Genomic DNA, 25,473 nt, shown 5'->3' with positions numbered 1-25,473 from the left:
AGGTTTTTAAGTTATTAGGTTCATAAATTTAAATCTAATAACACAGAATCTAAGAACTTACGAACCTGCCACATATGAAATACATAAGCTTATCATTATTACTAAGTATTCTTATTGCGACAACGACAGCTCAAACTAATTTTAAATTCGACTTTGGCACTAATAAAGCCGCCAGTGGTTATATAGCGGTTACACCCAATACCTTTTTTTCAAAAGAAACCGGTTATGGTTTTGAACCGGGATCCGCGGTGCAGGCCATTGATCGTGGTGGCAATGCGCTTACCGGTGATTATATAACCAGTGACAAACCCTTTTATTTCTCAATACAATTACCCGATGGCAATTATGATGTAAAACTTATCCTGGGTGATGCCAAAGGAAATTCTGCCACTACCGTGCGCGTAGAGAACCGGCGGTTGCTATTGGAAAACATTCTTACAGAAAATGGAAAACAGGTAACCAAAACCATTACCGTACATGTGAAGGATAGCATCATCAGAGATGCGCAACAAAAAGAATTGGGTAGTGTAAGATTGAAACCACGCGAGTATACGTATCGGCATTGGGACAACCTGTTGACGCTGGAGTTCAACGACTCCTTGCCCAAAGTATGTGCGGTAGAAATAACACCCAATAAAAAAGCGACTACCATTTTTTTAGCCGGCAACTCAACTGTTGTTGACCAGGACCGCGAACCCTGGGCCGCCTGGGGACAAATGATCCCCCGTTTTTTTGAACCCGGTAACCTGGCCATCGCCAACTATGCCGAATCGGGGGAAACCATGAAAGCGTTTGTACGGGAGCGGCGGTTAGAGAAATTGTTCACCCTGGCCAAACCCGGCGATTATTTATTCATAGAGTTTACCCACAACGATCAAAAGCCCGGTGGCAATCACCTGGATCCGTTTACTACGTATAAACAAACCCTCAAAGAATGGATAGGAGAGGCGCGTAAAAGAGGCATCACACCGGTACTGGTGACCTCCATGCATCGCCGCAATTTCGATTCAAGCGGTCATATCATCAATACCCTGAGCGATTATCCCGAAGCTATGCGGCAAACTGCAGCAGAAGAAAAGGTAGCGCTCATCGATCTGAACGCTATGAGCAAAACCCTGTACGAAGCCTGGGGACCGGAACAATCACTGAAAGCATTTGTACATTATCCTGCCCATACCTTTCCAAATCAGGAAACCGCTCTGGCGGATAATACGCATTTCAACCCTTATGGCGCTTATGAACTGGCCCGGTGTGTGGTGAAAGGAATAGTGGCTGCCAACCTGCCCATTGCGAAATATTTGATAAAAGAAAAGATCGCTTTCGATCCCGCCCATCCCGATGCGGTAGCACAATTTTACTGGCCATTGAGCGCGGCTGTTACGGCGGTTAAACCGGATGGGAATTAATTTTCTGAAAGGCCGGTTATAAAGCTATTAAGTTATTTGGTTCTTGAGTTCATAAGTTCGGGTAGCCGGCAAAACGAAGTTTAATGTTGAAAGTTTCAAATTGAATGCTGAAATCCCCCAACTCAATAACAAACAAACTTAATAACCTACGAACTCAATAACCTAAACTTTGAACTCTGAACTAAATAACTTACTTTGGCTCGCCTTGTGAATCAGGTCACTATCTAACTTCCCATTATTATTACGATGTGGATGCTCGTATATTTACGAGTGTCGATTTTGCTATTATATAATAATGCATAACTATTATCGTTTTCCCTAAACAACAAAACCCATTCAATATCTTATAAGGCATGAAAAAAAGTACTCTTGTAGCCTCTCTCTTAGTGTTGGTTGGTTCTGTACCCGGTTTTGCACAAACTACACCTGCAAGACCTGTCGTAGTGAATCCGCGTGTTGAAAACCTTACTAATCCTGCAGGCCTCGAAATGTCGCAGCCGCGCCTGAGCTGGGAAATAACCAGCACCGCTCGCGCTGTAATGCAAACAAAATACCGCATTCTGGTAGCCGACGATTGGTCAAAACTGGTTCTGAATACTGGTAATATCTGGGACTCCAAAGAGGTGGCCAGCGAGCAATCCCTGCTGGTACCTTATGGCGGTGCACCTCTGAAGGCCGGACAAACTTATTACTGGAAAGTAATGGTGTGGGATAACCAGGGCCAGCTGTCTGAATACACCAGAGATACTGCCCGGTTTACAATGGGTTTAATGCAGCCTGCCGACTGGAGCAATGCCCAGTGGATCGGTTACGATGAACTGGACGCTGCCAAACGGTATGTTCCTGGCGTACATGCTCCCGGCGCTAACAAAGAATACAAATCGGTAGTAAGCGGAAATCACGTGTTGCCCTTGCTCCGGAAATCATTCAACGTAAATAAACCTGTTAAAAAAGCTACTGCTTTTATTACCGGGTTGGGACAATATGAACTGCACATCAATGGGGTTAAAATAGGTGATCAGTTTATGTCGCCCGGCTGGACGAATTACGACAAACGCGTCTTATACGACGTACTTGATGTAACCAGTCAGGTGGCCAATGGCGACAATGCCATCGGTGTTATGCTTGGCAATGGATTTTACAACATCCCGAACGAGCGTTACCGCAAAGCCCTGCTGGCTTATGGCAATCCCAAAATGATCATGAAGCTGTTGATTGAATATGCAGATGGCTCCAAATCGGAGGTAATCTCTGACAACAGCTGGAAAACAGCTCCAAGCCCAATCACTTTTTCAAGCATCTATGCCGGTGAAGAATACAATGCTACCCTGGAACAGGATGGCTGGGACAAAGCAGCTTTCAACGATGGCAGCTGGAAAGCCGCTATTGCTGTAAAAGCGCCGGCCGGCAAACTGGTTGCTGAAACCGGTACACCTGTAAAAGTAATGCAAACCTTTGCGCCGCAAACCTGTGAGAAGAACAGCGATACTACCGTATTGTTCGACTTCGGGCAGAACGCCAGCGGTATCATTAAAATAACGGTGCGTGGTCAAAAAGGACAGGTTGTTCGCATTTTCCCTGCTGAACTGCTTGGCGAAGAAAAACGCATTAACCAAAAGAACAGTGGTAAGCCCTATTTCTATTCCTATACCTGTAAAGGTACCGGTGATGAAGAATGGACACCCCGGTTTTCTTATTATGGTTTCCGGTATGCAGAAGTTTCTTATGCAGCACCCGATAGCATAAAAAGCAAAAAACTGACTGCCGTAATTAAGGACATCAAAATGCTGCATACCCGTAACTCGGCTCCGCAGATAGGTAAGTTCGATAGCAGGGAAGACCTGATGAATGATACCTATTCGCTGATCGACTGGGCTATCCGCAGTAACATGCAAAGCGTGCTGAGTGATTGTCCGCACCGGGAAAAACTGGGTTGGCTGGAACAATCCTACCTCATGGGCGAATCGATCCACTTCAACTATGATATTTACAGCTTGTACAAAAAGATCATCGCCGATATGATGGCCGACCAAACCACAGACGGGCTGGTACCTGATATCGCGCCTGAATATGTGCTGTTTGATGGTGGTTTCCGCGATTCACCAGAGTGGGGTAGTGCCGCTGTAATATTACCTTACCTGATCTATCAATGGTATGGCGATAAAACGGTGATGCAGGAAGCATGGCCTATGATGACCAAATATGTAGCTTACCTTAAGTCAAAGGCCAGTGGCAATATTTTGTCGCATGGTTTGGGCGACTGGTACGACCTGGGACCAAAATTCCCCGGCGTTGCCCAGTTAACACCAAAAGAACTGACTGCAACCGCCATCTATTATTACGATATCGATCTGTTGACGAAAATGGCAAAGCTGATGGGTAAATCAGCCGATGCTACTCAATATGCTTCATTGGCTGCAGACGTAAAAAAATCGTTCAATGCGAAGTTCTATGATGCAGCTTCTCATAAATATTCAACCGGCAGCCAAACGGCCATGTCAATGCCATTAGCGGTAGGACTGGTTGAAGATGCCAACAAAGCAGCCGTGCTGGATCAGCTGAAAACAGATATCATTACCAATGAAAGCGCGCTTACAGCCGGTGACATCGGTTTCCACTTTTTGGTGGATGCGTTGACCAAAAATGGTTCAGCCCAATTTGTATATGATATGAACAGCGACGAAAAAGTGCCAGGTTATGGTTATCAGCTGAAGAAGGGTGCAACTGCCTTAACAGAATCCTGGGCAGCGTTGCCGGAAGTATCGAACGACCACCTGATGTTAGGTCACCTGATGCAATGGTTTTATGATGGCGTAGGTGGCATACACCAGGAAGATACTTCAGTTGCTTACAAGAACATCATCATCAATCCCGAGCCGATCATGGGATTGGAAAAAGGAAGTGTATCCTTCAACTCACCTTACGGAAGAATTTATTCTGAGTGGGACCACCAGTATGTATTCCACGTATTTACCATACAGGTACCACCGAATACAACAGCTACCATCTACCTGCCTACACCGCCCATGGCTAATATTATGGAAAGTAATTCACCGATGAATTTACACAAGGAGATCAAGTTAGTAGGTTACGAAAAAGGCCGGACTATTTTCAAAGTTGGATCAGGTAAGTATAAGTTTATTATCAAGAAAGGATAATAGTTAAAACGAAAGATAAAATACAGCGCCCTGACGGAACCGTCAGGGCGTTTTTATTTGTTATTGCGGAGAATACGGCAATGAAAAATAAAAAGGGGAGCAAATACCTCATAGTTATCTGCCTATATAGGGTTGAAGGGTATTTTCTTAAATTGCAGGTATGACCAACCAAACCATCACCATACCCGCGGCGGATATGCTGCAACTGTTTACTGCCATTTTATTGAAGCAGGGATTTACCCCTGAAAAGGCCAGGCAATGCGCCGATGTATTCACCAATAATAGCATCGATGGAGTATACACCCACGGCGTTAACCGCTTTCCGCGCTTTGTAGAATATATACAGAAAGGATACATCGATATAAATGCAAGCCCAACCCTGAAACACCAGTTTGGTGGCGTACAACAATGGGATGGTAACCTGGGCCCAGGTCCGTTAAATGCCATCCATGCGACCAACAGCGTTATGCAGCTGGCACAGCAACATGGCATTGGTTGTGTGGCCCTGGCCAATACCAACCACTGGATGCGGGGCGGAACCTATGGCTGGCAGGCGGCCAAGGCCGGCTTTGTATTTATCGGCTGGACGAACACCACAGCCCTGATGCCTACCTGGGGGGCAATAGACAATAAGCTGGGGAATAATCCGCTGGTAATGGCATTGCCTTACGAACAGGAAGCCATTGTGCTGGATATGGCCATGTCGCAATATTCGTTTGGGGCGCTGGAACTGGCCGATATGAAAAAAGAGCAATTACCCGTATACGGTGGCTTTGATACTAATGGACAACTCACTACCGACCCGGGCGCCATTCGCACATCGCGCCGGCCGCTGCCCATTGGTTACTGGAAAGGAGCGGGGCTGTCGTTGCTGCTGGACGTACTGGCAGCCGTATTATCAGGCGGATTACCGGTTCATGAAATAACGCAGCAAAAAACGGAGATGGCCGTATCGCAGGTCTTTATAGCCATAGACACCAATAAACTCGGCAGCCATGCCGCCATAGCCCAGGTGGTGAGGAATATCATTACCGATTATCACCGATCGACACCCGAAAATAACAAGTCCATTACCTTTCCCGGTGAGCGCGTTTTGCAAACCCGGCAGCGTAACCTGCAGCAGGGCATACCGGTAGTAAAGGAAGTATGGAAAACAGTGAATGCGTTAAACCAATAATTTTTATCTTTGGGGCCGCAACTAACCCCTAAATATGCATAAAAGTGTAATGCGTTTACTCGCATTCCCTCTGTTTATAGGTGCATTTTACTCCTGTCAGTCGAACAAGACTGAAAAGCCCCCTGATGCAGCACCTGCGGCAGTAATGGCTGCGCTGGATACTTCGACTGCTTCCAGCTTCAAGAACTTTCCGCTGAATTTTGATAACGACAAGGTTCATTACCCTGCCGCGATTTTAACTACCGGATCATTTCATGAAGATGAACCAGGTATTGAAAATTGTTGGCCTGCATGTAAGTGTTGGTTGCTAACTGTTGACCTAAACGAAATATCATTATAAAAGACCCCTAAAGATTGACCCTCTTATGAAAAAGTATATCATGTATCATTGCTCGCCGTTTATCGTAGCAGCTGTGCTTTGTTTGATCCCTATTGTGTTTAGTATAATTACGATAACCAGTGCAAAAGGATTAGGCCTTTTGTTCTTTGTTCCGGCATTAGTTGTATTGCTGGGTGTTGACTATGTAATAAAATCCCTGACCAAAGGAAATGTGAATTACATCTGGCTCATAGAAGCGGTTACTATGTGCGCCATTTTAATAACCTGGCGGTTTGCATTTTAAATCATAAACCAGTTGCCCGTTATGAAACGACCAAAATTATATTACATTTCTCCCTGTATAATGGCTTTAGCGATTGGCGTGATTGGAATTGTTTGGGCATTGGCAGCTATGAAAAGTTCAGGAGGGTGGAGCTTAGTACTGGCGGTTATGTTAAGCCCCGTATTGCTGATACTTTTAATTGCAGATCTAATAGTTAAGTTAGCAGTAACGAAACGTGTTGCATACATTTGGCTTATTGAAACAGTATTTGTTGTGATAACGGTCATTGTGCTCAAGCTATTTATTTTTATATAGAAGCCCAACCGCGAACAAGTTTTCAACATTAGTAAGAAAAGGAACGGTATTTGGATTTTAGAAAATATCAGCAGGATGGTGTGATATTATTCTAAAACCTAATTTGATCACTATGAAACCTTACCAGTTTCTTCCTTTGTTTGTAAGCGTTTTGTTTGCCTGTAACAGGAGTGACAACAAAAAAGCATCCATGGCCATTCAGGCCCCACCCACCATCGCCGCCCTTGGCACTAATATCCCCGGCGCAGAATCATTCGACAGCTTTAATACAAAGTTCCATGCCGACTCAGGCTTTCAGCTCTCCAGAATTCCTTTCCCCATAGATGGACAGTGTGTGAACGACGTTGAAAATACCCGGTGGTCAAAAAAGAACTGGGAGTTTTTAAAAACACCGGTAGCGCTTGATCCCGATACAACGGAATGCAGGCACAGCCTCACCATGACCGATTCACTGGTTACAGAAAAATTCTGGATCGATCAAAGCGGCTTCAAAGTAGAACGCCGGTTCAGGCTGAAAGGCGGCAAATGGTTCCTCGTGTATTACGACGACATAAACATGTAATCATTATTATAAACCTTCACACCATTCTTCCATGCGAAAAAACTGGCCTTATTTTATCGTAGCATCGTTCCTCAATGCCGTATTTATAACCGGCGCATTCATTGAATTTAAATTACGTGGCGTGGGAACTTCCCGGCAACCCACCTGGTTCGAGATCAATCCTTTTATTTTAACCGGCGGCATTTTTGTGATCAGCTTCCTGGTAATAATGGCGATCATCATCATTAAAGACCTGCCTTCCTACGTTAAAGCTTCGGCAGGCAAAGCAGGCGATATTAGTAAAAGGCTGCATACCATTAACGAAAGCCTGGCTAACACGCCACCTGCCCAGGTAACCAATCCGTTTGATGTGGCATAACCCAATGAGCGTAGGTTTGACACTTGATATTCATCATTTGTCTTATATTGCTGCCCAAACGAGGGTCCATAATGAAAATCTATTGCTGGCTTCTACTTCTTTTTGCCCCAATTTCTCTGGTTACTGCACAAAGCAACAAATCCATATACCTCTTTAGTTATTTCAAAGGCAATGGTGAAGATGGCTTACACCTGGCCTGGAGTTCCGACGGTTTAAAATGGACCGCATTGAAAAATGACAGCTCCTTTTTAACGCCTACCGCCGGAAAAGATAAACTCATGCGCGACCCCTGCGTTATCCGCGGGGCCGACGGGCTTTTCCATATGGTTTGGACGGTTAGCTGGAGCGAAAGAAGTATCGGGTACGCTTCTTCCAAGGACCTCATTCACTGGAGTGCCCAACAAACCATCCCCGTAATGGAGCACGAACCAACTACGCTCAATACCTGGGCTCCCGAGGTCTTTTACGACGATGCCAGTAAACAATACCTAATCTATTGGGCCAGTACCATTCCCGGCCGTTTTCCCCAGGGCGATTCTGCCAGCGATAAAAATCACCGCATCTACTATGTAACTACCAAAGACTTTAAAACCTTTAGTAAGGCCGCCCTATTATACGATCAGGGATTTAACGTAATTGACGCCACCATTCAAAAAAATGGTAAACAATACGCGATGTTCCTGAAAGATGAAACCCGTTATCCTGCCCAAAAGAACCTGCGCATAGCTACCGGCACCACGTTAACTGGCGGTTACAGCGCGCCTTCCGCACCCATTACCGGAAATTACTGGGCCGAAGGGCCTACCGTATTAAAAAAGGGCAACCAATGGATCGTATATTTTGATAAATACCGCGAACATAAATATGGCGCCGTTACCTCCACCGACCTGGTTCACTGGACAGAAATCTCTGAGCAACTGGATATGCCTACAGGCATTCGCCATGGAACGGTGGTTACTATTACAAAGAAGGAATTGGATAAATTGAAGAAGGAAGGGCAGTGGGCAATGGGCAGTAGGAAGAACGGTTAAATTAATATCAGGTTAAAATCAGCAGGAGAAAGGATAAAGCAATACATCTTTTGCCTTTAGACTTTGGCTGTTTTCCCTACTGCCCACTGCCTACTGCCCACTGCCTTTCAGGATACTTCAGGATAGCTCCACAACCGTTTCCCCTAATTTTACAAGTACTAATGTTTGCAACGACCATGATGAAACGGTTGACTTTATTGAAATATGCCATACTTGCCTGTATTGCCTGTAGTATAGTTATTTCAACCAGCGCCCAAAGCACTCCGGGCAGCAAAGAACCAGCCTGGGTAAAACAAACAGGTGCCCGCAAATTCCCTTCTGCCAAAAAGAGATTCCCGGTTAATCAATATGGTGCCAAACCAGATGCACAAACGCTGAATACCAAAGCCATTCAGGCCGCTATAGATGCCTGCGCCAATGCAGGTGGTGGCATGGTGACATTTATGCCCGGCAGCTATGTTACCGGCGCCTTGTTTTTAAAAAGCAATGTGCAACTGCAACTGGATAAAGGCGTAGAACTGCTCGGCAGCCAGAACTTTGACGATTACCCTGAAATAGATACCCGCATTGCCGGGATTGAAATGAAATGGCCCGCCGCATTGATCAATGTGATCGGCGCCACCAATACCGCTGTTACCGGCGAAGGCTCCATCAATGCCCGTGGAAAATTTTGCTGGGATAAATACTGGGCCATGCGTAAAGAATATGAAGCCAAAGGCCTGCGCTGGATCGTAGACTATGATGCCAAACGCGTGCGCACCATCCTGGTACAAAATGCTTCGGATGTTACCATCAAAGGCATCACGGTTAAAAACGCCGGTTTTTGGACGGTGCAGTTATTATACTCCTCTTACGTTACTGTAAACGGTGTGGTGATCCGCAACAATGAAGATGGCAAAGGCCCCAGCACCGATGGGGTAGACGTGGATTCTTCTACCTGGGTACTGATAGAAAACTGCGACATAGATTGTAACGACGATAATTTTTGTTTAAAAGCCGGTCGCGATTGGGATGGTTTAAGGGTGAACAAACCAACGGAATATGTGGTGGTCCGCAATTGTATGGCAGGCAAAGGTGCCGGTTTACTGACACTGGGCAGTGAAACCTCCGGCGGCATTCACCATGTATACGCCACCAACTTACATGGTAAGGGAACGAGTAATGGATTGCTTATAAAATCAGCCCTTACCCGTGGCGGTACCATCGAAGACATTCATTTCTGCAACACGCAAATGGACAGTGTAGGCACTGCTTTCTCGTTCACTATGAACTGGAATCCGGCCTACAGTTATTCAAAATTACCCGATGGATATAGTTCCGATTCCCTGCCAAAACATTGGAAAATATTACTCACCAAAGTAGAACCAATAGAAAAAGGCTTTCCGCATTTTAAAGAGGTGTATGTGTCAGATATAAAAGCAGTAGGGGTGAAGAAAGTAGTAAACGCAGCCGGTATAAAAGAATCGCTGCTACAGAATTTCCTTTTCAACAATGTAAATGTGCAGGGCAATACCGCCGGCACAATTGATTTTGGCGAGGGATGGAGATTTGAGCATGTATCTATTGTTGGTGCAGATGGAAAACAATTACAGGTAAGTAATTCTGAGGATATGAAATTGTAAAGTACCCAGGAACATACGAACTAAAAAACAGGTTGATGAAACGATTTGCCATTGTCATATGCTGCTGCCTTACAACAGGTGCCTTTTCCCAGGAGAAAGCTACTATACAGATCAATTTCGCCAAAGAAACCGGCGACATGAAACCCATCTGGGCCTGGTTTGGTTACGATGAACCGAACTATACCTATATGAAAGATGGGAAAAAGTTGTTGTCAGAGATCGCGGCATTAAGCCCCGTGCCGGTTCATGTACGTGCCCATAATTTATTGACCAGCGGCGATGGGACGCCTGCTTTAAAATGGGGTTCTACCAATGCGTATACCGAAGATGCCAGTGGCAATCCCATCTACAACTGGACCATCACCGACAGTATTTTTGATACCTACGTAAAACGCGGTATGAAGCCGCTGGCGCAAATTGGGTTTATGCCTGAAGCATTATCGAGCCACCCGCAACCTTATAAACACGATTGGCAGCCTGGACAGCCCTATAGTAAGATCTTTACCGGTTGGGCGTATCCCCCCAATGACTATAAAAAATGGGCAGCGCTCGTGTATAAATGGGTTGATCATTGTGTAAAGCGGTATGGAAAAAAAGAAGTAGAAAGCTGGTACTGGGAATTATGGAATGAGCCCAATGGCGGCAACGGCTACTGGAAAGGCACCGTGCAGGACTATTGCAAGTTGTATGATTATACTTCCGATGCGTTGAAACGCGCCTTGCCAACTGCCCGTTTAGGCGGTCCGCATGTAACGGGGCCATCAGGCAGCGGTGCTGCACAATTCCTGAAAACATTTTTGAACCATTGTATCAGCGATACCAATGCCGCTACCGGCAAAATTGGGGCACCGCTCGATTTCATTGCATTTCATGCCAAGGGAGCCCCTCATATTGTAAACGGCCATGTGCGTATGGGCATCAGCAACCAGTTGCGTGATATCAGCAGTGGGTTCGGGATCGTTGCTTCTTTTAAAAAATGGCAGCATTTACCGATCGTAATAGGGGAGAGTGATCCTGAAGGTTGTGCCGCCTGTGGAATGGCTACCAATCCGGAGAATGCATATCGCAATGGCACCATGTATTCTTCTTATACGGCTGCCGCATTTGCCCGAAAATATTTACTGGCCGATTATTACAAGGTAGATCTGCTTGGCGCCGTATCCTGGTCGTTTGAGTTTGAGAACCAGCCCTGGTTCTATGGCTTTCGCGACCTGGCCACTAACGGCGTTGATAAACCGGTACTGAACGTATTTCGGATGTTTGGCATGATGAAGGGCAAACGGGTGGCAGTAACCAGTGATCAGATGTATCCTTTATTCAGTATCCGCGATTCAGGGGTGCGGAAACAAACCACCGATATTGGCGCTGTCGCCGCCAAAAGCGATCACTCCGCCACGGCTATGATCTGGAATTACCACGACGATGATACCACCGGCCAACCGGCTACTGTAGTATTACAATGCAGCGGCATCACCGGTAAACAGGTTACCCTGAAACAATACCGCATAGATGCAGACCACAGCAATTCCTATGAAGTTTGGAAAAAGATGGGGTCGCCGCAGCAACCCACTTCAGCACAAATAACACAATTGGAAAAGGCCGGACAACTGGAGCAAACCGGCTCCTCTAAAGAAACTGTAAAAAATGGCTTATTGCAGATGAACATGCAACTCCCCAGACAGGGGATCGTCTTTGTAAAGATTGAGTATTGAGGGCAGAAGGCAAAAGGCAGAGGGCAGAGATGGAAGGCAATAGGCAATGGGCAATAGTAATGGAGGGGCCGGGGGAGGCCGAAAACCGCGAACTAAGAACCGCAAACAAAGAACCTAATAACCTACGAACCTAATAACTCAAGAACTAAGAACTTTGTAGCCATATGAATAAAATTCTTGTTTACCTGGTAATCCTGTTAGTACCAGTAACGATCTTTTCGCAACGCCAAATGGAATATCTTAACAGAGGCATTGTTGCGATGCCCGATGGAAAAGGACATGCTTTTGTAAGCTGGCGTATGCTGGCAACCGATGCGGATAATGTTGCTTTTAACCTGTACCGTTCGGTTAATAATGGAAAGGCTGTCAAAGTGAATGCAAAACCAATCACTGCCGTTACTTCCTGGCTCGATGAAAAAGCAGATTCCACCCAAACCTATACTTACCAGGTAGCTGCTATTGTGAATGGTAAAGAAACAAAAGATGCCCGTTCATATACCTTAAAGGCCGCTGCGCCGGCCTATATTTCTATTCCCTTAAAGACACCTGCCGGGTATGCACCCAACGATGCCAGTGTGGGTGATTTGGATGGAGATGGTACTTATGAGATCATTTTACATCAGGCAGGAAAAGGAAAAGATAATTCACAGAATGGGATAACCGATCCACCCATTTTTCAGGCATATACCCTGGAAGGAAAATTATTGTGGGAGATCAACCTGGGCCGCAATATTCGGGAAGGCGCACACTATACGCAGTTCATGGTATATGACCTGGATGGCGATGGCCGTGCCGAGATTGCCATGAAAACGGCCGATGGTACTGTTGACGGACAAGGAAAAGTAATCGGCGACTCCACCAAACACTATGTAAATAACAATGGCCGCATCCTGGAGGGCCCGGAATACCTCACCATCTTTGATGGCCGTACCGGCGCTGCCTTGTATACCACAGATTATGTACCGCTGCGCGGCCGTATAGACGGCTGGGGTGGCACTGGCGGCAATGGGCATAATGACAGCTATGGCAACCGGGTTGACCGTTTTCTGGCTTGTGTGGCTTATCTCGATGGGGTGCATCCCAGCCTGGTGATGTGCCGCGGTTATTATGGCCGCAGCGTATTAGCCGCCTGGGATTGGAAAGATAATAAGCTCACTCAACGCTGGGTATTTGATACTGAGAAAGGCTACCCCGACTTTGCCGGTCAGGGCAACCACAACTTAACAGTAACCGATGTGGATGGCGATGGCAAAGACGAGATCATCTACGGACAAATGACCGTTGACGACGATGGCAAGGGCATGTATACAACCGGCATTGGTCATGCAGATGCCTTGCATGTAAGCGACCTGGACCCCGAAAGACCAGGCAAGGAAGTATTCAGTACGCAGGAACGTTTTGGTGATGCGGGTGCTAACTTCCGCGATGCCAAAACGGGAGAAGTGATCTGGAAGAAAGCTTCCGTAGCAGCCGGTGAAGATGGGGAAGGGCCCGGCCGCGCATGCGCGTTGGATATCGATCCCCGTTATAAAGGGTATGAATGCTGGGTAGCCGGCGCAGGCATCAAAGGGTTGTTTGATTGCAAAGGGAACAAGATCGCCGAAAAAACACCGCCCTGCAATATGGGCATCTACTGGGATGGTGATGTACTGAGCGAGATCCTGAATGCCACACAGATAGGCAAATGGGATTATACCAATAGTACGTTGACCAGCCTGCTCGATGCGCGGGTGTATAATTGTCAGCATAACAACGGCACTAAATCCAATCCCTGTTTGTCTGCCGATATGCTGGGCGACTGGCGCGAAGAAGTAATTTACCGTACCAGCGACAACCAGGAGTTGCGCATCTTCTCCACTACCATTCCCACAACATATAAATTCTACACGCTGATGCAGGACCCGCAATACCGGCTCAGCATCGTTTGGCAGAATGTGGCCTACAACCAACCCCCGCATCCGGGATTTTATATGGGTGAAGGCATGCCCTTACCTCCACATCCATCGATCAGTATTATTGAACCACGTAAAAACGACAATGCAAAAAATAAATAACATGACAAATAATAACAGTGAAAAAGCGCATGTAGAACAAGCCCCCCTCCCATTGGAGGGGGGATGGGGGAAGGCCCGAAAGCTGGTCCTTTCATTGACTGTGATTGGATTGCTGGTCCTTGTTTCTTCGTTTGTAGTTTGGCAGGCGCGCAGGCACACGATCTACATCATTGGTGATTCTACCGTAAAGAATGGTGATGGTACCGGTAAACAGGACCTGTGGGGCTGGGGCAGCTTTTTGGCCGACCGGTTCGACACCACCCGGATAAGCGTACAGAACCATGCTATCGGCGGCAGAAGCAGCCGCACCTTTATAACGGAAGGCCGTTGGGACCGTGTACTGGAAAAACTGCAACCCGGCGATTATGTGATCATGCAGTTCGGGCATAATGATAGCGGTCCGCTCGATGATACAGCACGTGCGCGTGGTACCATTAAAGGTATTGGCGAAGACAGTGCCGCTATTTATAACCCTATTCGTAAAGTGAATGAAGTGGTGCATACCTATGGCTGGTATATGCGCAAATATGTTCAGGATGCAAAGGCTAAGGGCGCTATCCCAATTGTGTGTTCGCCTATACCGAGGAATATTTTTAAGGATGGCAAAGTAGAACGGGCCAACAACGACTACGGCAAATGGGCAGAGGAAGTAGCCAAAGCAAATGGCGTTTTCTTTCTTCCCCTGAACGACCTCATTGCCGATCAGTATGATAAACTGGGCGCCGATTCGGTAAAACATTTCTTTCCCGGCGATCATACCCATCCCAACAAAAATGGTTCCCTGCTGAATCGTGATATGGTAGTGAAAGGGATCCAGGGCTTTAGAAATAACGACCTAAAAGAATACCTGAAGAAATGAGACTGACCTTATTTATTATCATCTTCTTTTGTAGCAACCTCGTATCCGCGCAGCCCCTCTCCCTGGCCGGCAACTGGCAATTCCAGATCGACCGCAATGATGTGGGCGTGCAGGAGCAATGGTTCAATAAAAAACTCGGAGACAATATCAAACTGCCCGGTTCCATGTTGACAAATGGCAAGGGCGACGACGTAACGCTGCAAACAAAATGGACCGGCAGTATTTATGACAGCAGTTGGTTTTTCAATCCGCGGATGGAGAAATACCGGCAGCCCGGTAACCTGAAGTTTCCATTCTGGTTAACCCCGGCCAAATATTATGTAGGCGCGGCGTGGTACCAAAAAGAAGTGACCATCCCCGCCAGCTGGACCAATCAACACATTGAGCTGTTCCTGGAAAGATGTCATACCGAAACCCTGGTTTGGGTAGATGGGAAGGAAGCCGGGATGCAAAACAGTTTGGTAGCGCCGCATGTGTATGATCTTACAACGCTGCTGTCGCCCGGTAAACATGTGATCTCGGTTCGGGTTGATAACCGCATCAAGGCAATCAATGTAGGGCCAGATTCACATAGTATAACCGATCATACCGAGGGCAATTGGAATGGCATCATCGGTAAAATGGAGTTGAAGGCTGCACCTGTAGTACATGTTGAAAACATGCAGGTGTATCCTGATGTGGCCAATAAACAGGCCATTGTAATAGTAACATTAAAAGGACAGCAGGAAGGCAAGGCCACCATAACACTGGGGGCTACTGCCTTTAATACAAAAATTCCGCACCAGGTGCCGGCAGTATCTGCCTCAATAGCCCTGAATAAAGATACGCTTACCACCCACCAGTTTATGGTGCCTATGACTGATGAAGTCCAGCTGTGGGATGAGTTCAATCCGGCTTTGTATAAACTGCAGCTGACCCTGCAAACGCCTAATGGAGAGAAGGAATTGAAAGAAATCACTTTTGGTATGCGGTCGTTTAAGATTGTTGGAACAGGGTTTACCATCAATGACCGCCCGGTGTTCTTACGGGGTACGGTAAATAATTGTGAGTTTCCGTTAACCGGTTTTCCACCCATGGATGAAGCCGGTTGGGTAAAACTGTTTACTACCGCCAAAGCGCATGGATTGAACCATATGCGCTTTCACAGCTGGTGTCCACCCGAGGCTGCCTTCAAAGCAGCCGATCTCACCGGGTTCTATTTACAACCCGAAGGACCGGGCTGGGTGAATCATGGCACTTCCTTAGGCGATGGCAAACCTATTGATAAATACATGTACGAAGAGACCAATCGCATGGCCGACTGGTATGGCAACTACGCTTCGTTTTGTATGGAAGCGCCCGGTGGCAATGAACCCGCTGGTCGTAACCAGGTGAAATTCCTTACCGAGATGATCCATTACTGGCAGGCAAAGGACAAACGCCGCGTGTATACCGGCGCTTCGGTAGGCAACAGCTGGCCGCTGGTGCCGGAGAATGAATACATGGTAAAAGCTGGCGCCCGTGGTTTGAACTGGGTGAATGCAGCCCCGGAAAGTGATTCTGATTACAGTGCTGGTATTCAAAAATTCAATGTGCCATATGTGGTGCATGAAATGGGGCAGTGGTGTGTATTCCCCGACTTCAATGAAATAGACCGCTTCACCGGTGTATATAAAGAAAAGAATTTTGAATTGTTCCGCGAGCAACTGGCAGAACATGGCATGGCCAATCAGGCTAACCAGTTTCTGATGGCCAGCGGCAAACTGCAGGTATTGTGTTACAAGAATGAAATAGAAAAAGCATTTCGGACAAAAGGACTGGCCGGTATACAATTGCTGGGCCTGCAGGATTTCCCCGGTCAGGGTACTGCGTTAGTTGGCATGTTGAATGCCTTGTGGCAGGATAAACCATACATCACCCCGCAACAGGTAAAGCGCTTTTGTAATGCCGTAGTGCCGCTTACCCGGATGCCTAAATTTGTTTATAGCAATGATGAGAAACTGACTGCCCGGGTAGAGTTATTTAATTATGGTAGAAGTGAATTGAAGAATGCGGTGATCAACTGGGTAATAAAAGACAGCACGGGTAAAGTATTGGCGAATGGAACATTCGATAAAAAAGATTATGTCCTTGGCAATTGTTTACCGGTTGGTACTATACAATATCCATTGTCAGCCATCAAAACGCCCATGCGATTGAACCTCGATATCTCTATCGCTGGCACAGAATATGGCAATGACTGGAATGTATGGGTTTTCCCGGCCGTATTACCAGCCCCGGTTTGGTATGATGATGTATATTCCTGCGATACGCTCGATAAAAAAGCCATGGCTGTTTTACAAAATGGCGGAAAAGTGTTTCTGAAAGCTGCCGGAAAGATCCGGAAAGGGAAAGAAGTTGTAAATTACTTTACTCCCGTATTCTGGAATACCAGCTGGTTTAAAATGCGTCCGCCTCATACCCTGGGTATTGTTTGTGATCCCGGCCATCCGGCCTTTAAAAATTTCCCTGCTACTTCTTACAGCGATCTGCAATGGTGGGATGTAGTTAACAAAGCCCAGGTGATGCACCTGGAAGATTTCCCGAAAGGGTTCAAACCATTGCTGCAGCCAATAAATACCTGGTTCATCAACCGGAAACTGGGCCTGTTGCTGGAGGCTAAAGTAGGCAAGGGCAAATTGTTGTTGTGTAGTATCGATCTTCAGCATTTAGAGGACCGGCCGGCTACCAGGCAATTGTGGCATAGCCTTGATATCTATATCCATTCAAAGGCGTTTAACCCAACATCAACAGTGGAGTTGTCTGCCGTGCAGGCGTTATTCACTGAACCATCCCGGGACACCTGGAATGGCTATACAAAGGACAGTCCCGATGAATTGAAACCTAAAGTAAACTAAGGATAATATGTTTAATAGAACAAAATTGTTATTAGCCGGCTCGTTATTGCTGACGACCGTTTTGCAGGCGCAAAAAGCGCCGGCAAAGAAAGAGGTGTTAAGCGCCATGCGTTTGACCAATCAGTATTTCATGAACAAATGGCCCGATGCCGGTAAAACTATTATCACCAACAAAGAACGGCCCAGCAACATCTGGACCCGCGCCGTATACTACGAAGGATTGATGGCCCTGTACAGCATCGACAAAAAGAAAGAATACCTCAATTACGCCATCGACTGGGGCGTAAAACACAACTGGGGGCTGAACAGCGGCATTCAAACCCGCAATGCCGATAACCAATGTTGCGGTCAAACCTATATTGACCTGTACCTGATGGATAAAAAAGAAGAACGCATTAAAGATATAAAAGCGTCAATCGATGCCATGAAGGCTACATCCAAGGTCGACGACTGGAGCTGGGTAGATGCCCTGCAAATGGGCATGCCTGTGTATGTTCGCCTGGGTAAGTTGTACAATGACACCAGCTACTACAACCGCATGTACGATATGTATGCCTACACCAAACACAAACATGGCGATAACGGTTTGTACGACCCCGCGAATCACCTGTGGTGGCGCGATAAGGATTTTGATCCGCCGTATAAAGAACCCAATGGCGCCAGCTGTTACTGGAGCCGCGGCAATGGCTGGGTAGTGGCTGCACTGGTACGTACGCTGCAGCTGCTGCCTAAAAGCGATCCACACTACAATGAATACATGCAGGACTATAAAGACATGCTGAAGGCGCTGATCCCCTTACAACGCACAGATGGTTTCTGGAACGTGAGCCTGGCCGATTCTACCAACTTTGGTGGTAAAGAATTAACCGGTACTTCTTTGTTTGTATATGGCATGGCCTGGGGCATCAATAACAACCTCATAGACAAAGCAACCTACAGGCCTATAATGCTGAAAGCCTGGAACGCCCTGGTAAAAGACTGTGTACACACCGATGGCATGCTGGGTTATGTACAGGGAACAGGCAAAGAACCCAAAGATGGTCAGCCAGTAACCTATGACCACATTCCCGATTTTGAAGATTACGGCCTCGGGTGTTTTTTACTGGCGGGGAGCGAGATGTATAAGCTGAAATAGTGAGTAGTGAGTAGTGAGTGGTCAGTAGTGAGTAGTGAGTGGGCTCGAAATTATTTGTGACTGCTGATTATTAGCGAGGTAACTAATTTTTGTAAATGCTGAGTCGTCGCGAGCCCACTCACTACTGACCACTCACTACTCACAATATGCCTGTCGAAAACAAAAAGGCCTCCCGATTTATCGGGAGGCCTTTTTCATTACCGTAATGTCGATTACCAGAACTTCACATACAACGCAGACAATAATATTAATGTAATTACAATCATTGCAATGGTGCGGTTGTCAAGTTTTAATAAAGCTTTATCGGTCATAAATGCTTTAGGATTAATTTTCGGTCCGGCCAGGGAGATACCAATCATGGTAGCTACGGTGATTACGAAAGACCAACCCATGTTAATGAGGAAGGGGATTTCGGTAGTAGCATGAGCCAGTCCGTCTTTACCAAGTGTTTCGTATGTATAAGCGGTATATAACCAGGTTTCTTTACCAAAGATGCCAACTGCATAGTTATTGAAGAAGATGGCCAGTACAAACCCCAGTACCACACCTACAATAGCAGCGGTGCCAGTGGTTCGTTTCCAGAACATACCCAGCAGGAACATGGCGAATACCCCCGGACTAATAAAACCGGTGTATTTCTGAATAAAGGTAAATCCACCTTCACTGCCAATACCCAGCAGGTCATTCCAGGTAAACAGGATAGCAAGAATGCTGGCAACCAGCACCGTGTAGCGACCGGTGATCACCAGTTTCTTTTCATCAGCTTTTTCTTTGGCTATATATTTACTAAAGATATCCAGTGTGAAGATCGTAGAGATACTGTTCAGTTTACCGGCGAGGGAAGCCACAATAGCGGCCGTCAGGGCAGCGATAGACAAACCTTTCAATCCGCTGGGCAGAAAGCTAAGGATGGCTGAATAAGCGCCGTCTTTACTACCACTAAAACCAGGCAGGGCATTGTGTTTATGTAAAACGAATGCGGCAATACCAGGCAGCATTACGATCACCGGCATCATCAATTTCAGCATACCGGCAAAGATGAGACCGGTACGGGCCGTTTTCAGATCGGCGCCCAGGGCACGCTGTGTGATGTACTGGTTGCAACCCCAATAGTTCAGGTTCACGATCCACTGACCGGCAAAATACATGGCGATACCCGGTAACACCACCCATTTTTGAATATCGAGGTTGAGCGGTGTATTGATCGTACCCGTGGTAGCAGCAGGCCTGGGCAGGATCATTTTAAAATGTTCGGGCGAATCGTTCATCAGGGCTTTGAAACCGGCGATGGCGCTGTTACCCACACCCAGTTTATCGCCTACAATGGTTAAGGCGAGGTATGTAGTAGCCAAACCACCAATGATCAAAACGGCTACCTGAATTACGTCGGTATAACCAATTACTTTCATTCCACCCAGCGTGATGATCAGGGCAAAAACCGCTAATCCGATCATGATGAGGTGGAGAATATTTTGAAATTCGGGCGTACCGGCAGTTGCATCACCCACCAAACCGGTGATGGCGGTGGCGCCGAGGTATAAAATAGAGGTGAGGTTTACCAGAATGTAAAGGAATAACCAGAAAATGGCCATGATCAATGCCACTGAATCATTATACCGCGTTTTCAGGAACTGCGGCATGGTGAAAATTCGGTTTTTCAAATACACCGGCATGAACCAAACGGCAATTATTATCAATGCTATTGCAGCGATCCACTCGTAGGCCGCTACCGCCGTACCTACAAAGAAACCCTCACCACTCATCCCGATAAACTGCTCGGCAGAGATATTGGAAGCGATGAGCGAGGCGCCAATGGCCCACCAGGTTAGCGAACCTTCGGCCAGGAAGAATGCTTTTGAGTCATGTTCCTGTGCCTTCTTTTTCTTAAACACATAATAACCATAGCTGGCTACCAGTACAAAGTAGAGTACGAAAATGATGTAATCAATTGACGAAAGCGTGTTCATAGCGGGCTGCAATAGTTTTTTAAATGAATGTTGGTTGTTTAGAAGTCATTTAGCCTATTAAATTTTGGGACAATTCCTTCAAAATGATGCATTTTGAAAAAATTGTCCCAAAAAGCGGATGCAATATGTAGATTATTTTTTAAATAGAATGACGATAATACAGATCATTCCATCTTAATTGATTTTTAAGATCGTACAGATTGCTGTTTTTGCCGATCAGTAAGTACTCAACGCCCGCCATTTCTGCAAAATCTTCCATATGTTCAGGGGTCAGGTTCTGGCTGTAACCAGTGTGGTGCGCACCACCAGCCAGGATCCACGCTGCACAACCGGTCTTCATGTCTGGGTAAGGTTTCCACAGCACACGCGCAACTGGCAGTTTAGGCAGGCTTTGGATAGGATCTACTGCTACCACTTCATTTACGATGAGGCGGAAACGGTTGCCCATATCCACGATAGAAGCGTTTAAAGCCGGGCCTGAACCTGCATTGAACACCAGACGAACGGGATCAGCTTTGCCGCCGATACCCAGCGGATGGATCTCAACAGTCGGTTTGTCGTTGGCAATGGAAGGACAGATCTCCAGCATGTGAGAACCCAGCACCAGTTGGTTATTGGGGTCAAAATGGTAGGTATAGTCTTCCATGAATGAGTTACCGCCTTTTAAACCGGTTGCCATTACTTTCATGGCACGTACGAGGGCTGATGTTTTCCAGTCGCCTTCACCGCCAAAACCATATCCTTCCGCCATTAAGCGTTGAGAAGCGATACCTGGCAGTTGCACCATGCCATGCAGGTCTTCGAACGTATCGGTAAAGCCTTTGAAACCACCTTCTTTCAGGAAAGTGCGCATCCCGATCTCCTGTCTTGCCGCATCACGGAGGGCATTGTGACGGTCGCCGCCTTTACGCAGGGCCGCCTGTACCGTATATATTTCTTCGTATTCGGCTACTGTTTGGGCAATAGCGCTGTCGCTAACCGCATTGATGCGTTCAACGAGGTCGCCAATACCATAGCCGTTTACGGAATAACCAAATTTCAGTTCAGCTTCTACTTTGTCGCCATCAGTTACTGCAACCTGGCGCATGTTATCGCCAAAGCGGCAGAAGCGGGCGTTTTGCCAGTCGTTCCACCCAGCGGCAGCGCGTATCCATACTTCCACACTTTTCACAACAGTAGGCTCCTGCCAGTGACCAACTACTACTTTACGGTTCATGCGCATGCGGCTAACCATGAAACCGAATTCGCGGTCGCCGTGGGCGCTTTGGTTCAGGTTCATGAAGTCCATATCGATGCTGCTCCAGGGAATATCGCGGTTAAACTGGGTATGCAGATGTAACAAAGGTTTTTGCAACACTTTCAAACCACCGATCCACATTTTGGCGGGGCTAAAGGTGTGCATCCAGGCAACGATACCAATACAGGTAGGGGTAGTGTTGGCTTCCTGGCAAACCTGGTATATTTCTTCTGGTGATTTAACCACGGGTTTAAACACCACACGCACCGGGATAAGGGGATCTTTATCGAGTGACCGTGCAATTTGCGTTGAGTGGTCGGCAACCTGTTTCAGGGTTTCTTCGCCATACAGGTGTTGACTTCCTGTTACAAACCATACTTCCAGTTTTTTCAAATCTTCCATAAATGGGTCATTTAGTTGGCAATCGTCATGTGACGGGTGCTAGGTATTAATGTAATTTATTCTAATAGTCAGTTCTTGTGATCTAAAGAGGCAGGTTGAAAGCAGTTACAAGGTGAAAGCCTAAAGGTGAAAGCCTAAAGGAAATACAGATTGCTGCGAATGCTTTAACCTTTTACCTTACAGCTTTAGCCTTTCTTCCTATTGTCCGTAATAAGCGTCTTTACCATGCTTGCGCTGCCAGTGTTTATCGATCAGGGCATCTTTCAGGCGCGGGGCTTTCGGATTGATCTGTTCGGTAAGGTAGGCCATGCGGGCTACTTCTTCCAGTACTGCAGCGTTATAAACGGCTTTGTCGCCATTCTTTCCCCATGCAAATGGAGCGTGGTTACCCACCAGGATCATTTCCACTTCTTCGTATGATAATTTCCGCTCATTGAAACAGTTGATGATCTGATAACCGGTCTCAAATTCATAGTTCCCTTTGATCATCTCGTCGCTCATAGGCGGTGCGCAGGGAATATCCACGGTGTTATGGTCGGCATGTGTGGTACCAAAGATGGGAATATCGCGTTGCGCCTGGGCCCAGGCAGTAGCGTAGGTGCTGTGTGTATGCACTATAGCGCCTATTTTATCCCATTCTTTATATAATACGGCGTGTGTTTTGGTATCGCTCGAAGGGCGCATGTTGCCGCTTACGATCTTACCGTCAAAGTCAACGATAACCATTTCATCGGCTACCAGGTCTTTGTAGGGCACGCCACTGGGCTTAATAGCAAAAACGCCGAGATTTCTATCGGCGACACTTACATTACCAAAAGTGAAAAGAACCAGGTTCAACTCCGGTAGTTGCATATTGGCTTTGTAACAGGCTTGTTGTATATCTTGATACTTGCTCATATTTAAGAGGTTGCCAGTTACCTGGCCCCGGTAACCGGGAACTGGTACCTGGCAACTGTTTATTAATTTGACAATACTGCTTCCTTTAACTTAACCGAGTTCTCAATGAACCCACCTAACTTATTGTATTTATTATAGCGCTTTTGATAAAGGGCTACTTTGTTCTTGTCGGGATAGTAAGTAGCATCAAAACCCTGACCCATGGCATCCATGGCGTCTTCCACCTTATTATATATGCCGGCTGCGGTAGCGGCAAACATGGCGGCACCAAGCGCGCAGGTTTGTTCTGATTTATGAATACGGATAGGCATATTCATAACGTCGGCCATCATTTGCATAATGAACGGCGATTTTTTAGCCACACCACCCAGGCCGATCAGTCCTTTTACGGGAACGCCTTCGTGGTTGAACCGGTCAACAATGGCTTTGGCGCCAAAGCAGGTGGCTTCAACAATGGCCCTGAAAATACGGGGCGCATCGCTGCCGAGGTTCATTCCGGTAACAGCGCCTTTCAGTTCCTGGTTGGCATCGGGAGTACGACGGCCATTGAACCAGTCAAGTGCCAGCTCGCTGTTTTCATCTATGTGCAACAAGGCTGCCTGTTTGCTTAATTCAGGGATGAGCTTATCGCTTATTTCATCCATGATGGCTTTTGCAGTTTCTGTATTTACTATGGTTGATTGAGCCAGTACATGTTGCAGTGGCCAGGCCAGCACCTTTTTGAACCAGGCATAGGCATCGCCAAACGCACTTTGACCAGCTTCCAGCCCCATCATACCGGGCAGCACGGAACCAGGTACCTGGCCGCAAATACCCTTAACCAGTTTGCCTTCCACTTCGTTCAGCGGGGCTACCAGCATGTCGCAGGTAGAAGTACCCATTACTTTACTCAGGTGGTAAGGTTCAATTTGTCCGCCTACGGCGCCCATGTGGGCGTCAAAAGCACCAACGCCGATCACCACATCGGTAGAAAGGCCCAGTTTGGCGGCCCAATCAGGGCTCAGGGTGCCGGCAGCTTTATCGGAAGTATAGGTGTTGGTGAACAATCTTTTGGTAAAACCGGCTAACAAGGGGTCTAAGTCGGCAAACCATTGATCGGGGGGTAAACCGCCGAATTCAGCTGCCCACAGGGCCTTGTGGCCGGCTGCGCATACACTGCGTTTCATGGCCGAGGCCTGTTTGCCACCGGTCAGTACGAAGGGGATCCAGTCGCAATGCTCTACCCATGAGTGGCAGGCTTCACGAATTTCCTTGTCTTCGCGCAAAATGTGCAGCAGTTTTGCCCAGAACCATTCCGACGAGTAAATGCCACCTACGTATTGCAGGTAGTTGATGTCATATTTTTCAGCATGGGCGTTGATGGCCGCAGCTTCCGGAACAGAAGTATGGTCTTTCCACAACACGAACATGGCGTTGGGATTTTTCTCGAACCGTGGTAACAGGGCGAGGGGAGTACCGGTTTCATCCACCGCTACGGGGGTAGAACCGGTGGTATCCACTGAAATGGCCCTGATGTTGGCCGTTACCGAAGGACCTGCCTGTAGCAGGCAACGGGTAATAGTTTGCTCCAGGCCTTCCAGGTAGTCGAGCGGATGCTGCCTGAACTGGTTTACGCCGGGGTCACAGTACAAACCATCTTTCCAACGGGGATAATAAAAAACTGCTGATGCAACTTCCTGCCCATTGGCAGCGTTTGCGATGATTGACCGCACAGAATCAGTGCCATAGTCAACCCCTATTACATAATTTTCTTTTTTCATATCGGCAACTAAAACGAAGTGTGTTTTTATTGACTGATCCAAATCAGGAATGTGATTTCTGCCTTCAAAGATACGGCGTGAATCGCCCTCTATGTCTATTTTGTGTCAAAATAACACTTAAAGAATGAATATTCAAAAATTACTTGTTGGCCGGTTGGGGAAATATCAGGGTAAACCTGTAGCTGGCGGCAGGGTAAGCTAATAGTTTTAGCGGATTTTTAGTGGCTTGGGGGATTGAAAGGTGCTAAGTCGTTAAAAATAAGATAGATAGTGGTAAGTTGTAAAAGCCAGTAGGCAGTGGGCAGAAGGCAGAGGGCAGTGGGCAGTAGGCAGAGAGAAAAAG

The 25,473-nt window shown here is 46.9% G+C and carries 19 protein-coding genes; 15 read left to right on the top strand and 4 right to left on the bottom strand.

What is annotated here, in order from left to right; genetic code table 11:
• Positions 1-74: 74 nt before the first annotated feature.
• The 15 genes from BMX95_RS13255 to BMX95_RS13185 all read left to right on the top strand — a co-directional run bounded on the left by BMX95_RS13255 (position 75) and on the right by BMX95_RS13185 (position 18,867).
• Positions 75-1,406 (top strand): rhamnogalacturonan acetylesterase, encoded by a 1,332-nt coding sequence (locus BMX95_RS13255; protein ID WP_081204732.1) that lies wholly within the window; start codon positions 75-77, stop codon positions 1,404-1,406.
• 353 nt (positions 1,407-1,759) lie between these two features.
• Positions 1,760-4,564 carry a family 78 glycoside hydrolase catalytic domain gene (locus tag BMX95_RS13250; RefSeq protein WP_081204733.1) on the top strand — a complete coding sequence of 935 codons (2,805 nt, stop codon included), beginning with the start codon at positions 1,760-1,762 and terminating at the stop codon, positions 4,562-4,564.
• Between the two features lie 160 nt (positions 4,565-4,724).
• Positions 4,725-5,741: a 3-dehydro-L-gulonate 2-dehydrogenase gene (gene yiaK / locus BMX95_RS13245; protein WP_081204734.1), complete on the top strand. Its 1,017-nt coding sequence runs from the start codon at positions 4,725-4,727 to the stop codon at positions 5,739-5,741.
• A 34-nt stretch (positions 5,742-5,775) separates the two neighbouring features.
• Complete coding sequence (locus BMX95_RS13240) at positions 5,776-6,081, top strand: hypothetical protein (RefSeq protein ID WP_081204735.1); 306 nt, start codon at positions 5,776-5,778, stop codon at positions 6,079-6,081.
• Positions 6,082-6,106: 25 nt separating this feature from the next.
• A complete protein-coding gene (locus tag BMX95_RS13235; protein WP_081204736.1) occupies positions 6,107-6,364 on the top strand; it encodes a hypothetical protein in 258 nt (85 codons plus the stop codon).
• Between the two features lie 21 nt (positions 6,365-6,385).
• Positions 6,386-6,658, top strand: a complete 273-nt coding sequence (locus BMX95_RS13230) for a hypothetical protein (RefSeq protein ID WP_133054093.1) — start codon at positions 6,386-6,388, stop codon at positions 6,656-6,658.
• Positions 6,659-6,770: 112 nt separating this feature from the next.
• A complete protein-coding gene (locus BMX95_RS13225) occupies positions 6,771-7,220 on the top strand; it encodes a hypothetical protein (RefSeq protein WP_081204738.1) in 450 nt (149 codons plus the stop codon).
• Between the two features lie 31 nt (positions 7,221-7,251).
• On the top strand, positions 7,252-7,578 hold the full coding sequence (locus BMX95_RS13220) for a hypothetical protein (protein ID WP_081204739.1): 327 nt from the start codon (positions 7,252-7,254) through the stop codon (positions 7,576-7,578).
• Positions 7,579-7,649: 71 nt separating this feature from the next.
• Positions 7,650-8,609 carry a glycoside hydrolase family 43 protein gene (locus tag BMX95_RS13215; protein ID WP_081204740.1) on the top strand — a complete coding sequence of 320 codons (960 nt, stop codon included), beginning with the start codon at positions 7,650-7,652 and terminating at the stop codon, positions 8,607-8,609.
• A gap of 161 nt (positions 8,610-8,770) precedes the next feature.
• Positions 8,771-10,231 carry a glycoside hydrolase family 28 protein gene (locus BMX95_RS13210; RefSeq protein ID WP_242673273.1) on the top strand — a complete coding sequence of 487 codons (1,461 nt, stop codon included), beginning with the start codon at positions 8,771-8,773 and terminating at the stop codon, positions 10,229-10,231.
• A 35-nt stretch (positions 10,232-10,266) separates the two neighbouring features.
• The gene (locus BMX95_RS13205) at positions 10,267-11,943 is read left to right on the top strand and encodes a GH39 family glycosyl hydrolase (RefSeq protein ID WP_081204741.1); all 1,677 of its coding nucleotides are present in this window, start codon (positions 10,267-10,269) and stop codon (positions 11,941-11,943) included.
• Positions 11,944-12,107: 164 nt separating this feature from the next.
• A complete protein-coding gene (locus BMX95_RS13200) occupies positions 12,108-13,997 on the top strand; it encodes a rhamnogalacturonan lyase (protein ID WP_081204742.1) in 1,890 nt (629 codons plus the stop codon).
• Between the two features lies 1 nt (position 13,998).
• Complete coding sequence (locus BMX95_RS13195) at positions 13,999-14,856, top strand: rhamnogalacturonan acetylesterase (protein WP_090519420.1); 858 nt, start codon at positions 13,999-14,001, stop codon at positions 14,854-14,856.
• Positions 14,853-17,732: an exo-beta-1,4-galactosidase gene (locus BMX95_RS13190; protein WP_081204744.1), complete on the top strand. Its 2,880-nt coding sequence runs from the start codon at positions 14,853-14,855 to the stop codon at positions 17,730-17,732. The genes BMX95_RS13195 and BMX95_RS13190 overlap by 4 nt, the downstream gene beginning before the upstream one ends.
• 7 nt (positions 17,733-17,739) lie before the next feature.
• A complete protein-coding gene (locus BMX95_RS13185) occupies positions 17,740-18,867 on the top strand; it encodes a glycoside hydrolase family 88/105 protein (RefSeq protein WP_081204745.1) in 1,128 nt (375 codons plus the stop codon).
• 212 nt (positions 18,868-19,079) lie between these two features.
• On the opposite strand, the gene BMX95_RS13180 is transcribed toward BMX95_RS13185, so the two are convergent.
• From BMX95_RS13180 to BMX95_RS13165, 4 genes are all read right to left on the bottom strand, one after another.
• Positions 19,080-20,834: a sodium:solute symporter family transporter gene (locus BMX95_RS13180; RefSeq protein ID WP_081204746.1), complete on the bottom strand. Its 1,755-nt coding sequence runs from the start codon at positions 20,832-20,834 to the stop codon at positions 19,080-19,082.
• A 139-nt stretch (positions 20,835-20,973) separates the two neighbouring features.
• A complete protein-coding gene (gene araA / locus BMX95_RS13175; RefSeq protein ID WP_081204747.1) occupies positions 20,974-22,473 on the bottom strand; it encodes an L-arabinose isomerase in 1,500 nt (499 codons plus the stop codon).
• Positions 22,474-22,671: 198 nt separating this feature from the next.
• Entirely contained in the window at positions 22,672-23,370 is a 699-nt protein-coding gene (locus BMX95_RS13170) for an L-ribulose-5-phosphate 4-epimerase (protein ID WP_081204748.1), read from the bottom strand.
• 62 nt (positions 23,371-23,432) lie between these two features.
• Positions 23,433-25,130, bottom strand: a complete 1,698-nt coding sequence (locus BMX95_RS13165; RefSeq protein WP_081204749.1) for a ribulokinase — start codon at positions 25,128-25,130, stop codon at positions 23,433-23,435.
• Between the last annotated feature and the right edge of the window lie 343 nt (positions 25,131-25,473).

This window comes from Niastella yeongjuensis (assembly GCF_900110245.1).
GTDB lineage: Bacteria > Bacteroidota > Bacteroidia > Chitinophagales > Chitinophagaceae > Niastella > Niastella yeongjuensis.
The sequence above is the reverse complement of the archived record's forward strand: the minus strand, read 5'-3'. Positions and strand labels throughout refer to the sequence as shown.

Excerpts from the sequence above, each read along its gene's own strand:
- BMX95_RS13255 (WP_081204732.1), top strand. The coding sequence starts at position 75 with ATGAAATACATAAGCTTATCATTATTACTAAGTATTCTTATTGCGACA.
- BMX95_RS13250 (WP_081204733.1), top strand. The coding sequence starts at position 1,760 with ATGAAAAAAAGTACTCTTGTAGCCTCTCTCTTAGTGTTGGTTGGTTCT.
- yiaK (WP_081204734.1), top strand. The coding sequence starts at position 4,725 with ATGACCAACCAAACCATCACCATACCCGCGGCGGATATGCTGCAACTG.
- BMX95_RS13240 (WP_081204735.1), top strand. The coding sequence starts at position 5,776 with ATGCATAAAAGTGTAATGCGTTTACTCGCATTCCCTCTGTTTATAGGT.
- BMX95_RS13235 (WP_081204736.1), top strand. The coding sequence starts at position 6,107 with ATGAAAAAGTATATCATGTATCATTGCTCGCCGTTTATCGTAGCAGCT.
- BMX95_RS13230 (WP_133054093.1), top strand. The coding sequence starts at position 6,386 with ATGAAACGACCAAAATTATATTACATTTCTCCCTGTATAATGGCTTTA.
- BMX95_RS13225 (WP_081204738.1), top strand. The coding sequence starts at position 6,771 with ATGAAACCTTACCAGTTTCTTCCTTTGTTTGTAAGCGTTTTGTTTGCC.
- BMX95_RS13220 (WP_081204739.1), top strand. The coding sequence starts at position 7,252 with ATGCGAAAAAACTGGCCTTATTTTATCGTAGCATCGTTCCTCAATGCC.
- BMX95_RS13215 (WP_081204740.1), top strand. The coding sequence starts at position 7,650 with ATGAAAATCTATTGCTGGCTTCTACTTCTTTTTGCCCCAATTTCTCTG.
- BMX95_RS13210 (WP_242673273.1), top strand. The coding sequence starts at position 8,771 with ATGTTTGCAACGACCATGATGAAACGGTTGACTTTATTGAAATATGCC.
- BMX95_RS13205 (WP_081204741.1), top strand. The coding sequence starts at position 10,267 with ATGAAACGATTTGCCATTGTCATATGCTGCTGCCTTACAACAGGTGCC.
- BMX95_RS13200 (WP_081204742.1), top strand. The coding sequence starts at position 12,108 with ATGAATAAAATTCTTGTTTACCTGGTAATCCTGTTAGTACCAGTAACG.
- BMX95_RS13195 (WP_090519420.1), top strand. The coding sequence starts at position 13,999 with ATGACAAATAATAACAGTGAAAAAGCGCATGTAGAACAAGCCCCCCTC.
- BMX95_RS13190 (WP_081204744.1), top strand. The coding sequence starts at position 14,853 with ATGAGACTGACCTTATTTATTATCATCTTCTTTTGTAGCAACCTCGTA.
- BMX95_RS13185 (WP_081204745.1), top strand. The coding sequence starts at position 17,740 with ATGTTTAATAGAACAAAATTGTTATTAGCCGGCTCGTTATTGCTGACG.
- BMX95_RS13180 (WP_081204746.1), bottom strand. The coding sequence starts at position 20,834 with ATGAACACGCTTTCGTCAATTGATTACATCATTTTCGTACTCTACTTT.
- araA (WP_081204747.1), bottom strand. The coding sequence starts at position 22,473 with ATGGAAGATTTGAAAAAACTGGAAGTATGGTTTGTAACAGGAAGTCAA.
- BMX95_RS13170 (WP_081204748.1), bottom strand. The coding sequence starts at position 23,370 with ATGAGCAAGTATCAAGATATACAACAAGCCTGTTACAAAGCCAATATG.
- BMX95_RS13165 (WP_081204749.1), bottom strand. The coding sequence starts at position 25,130 with ATGAAAAAAGAAAATTATGTAATAGGGGTTGACTATGGCACTGATTCT.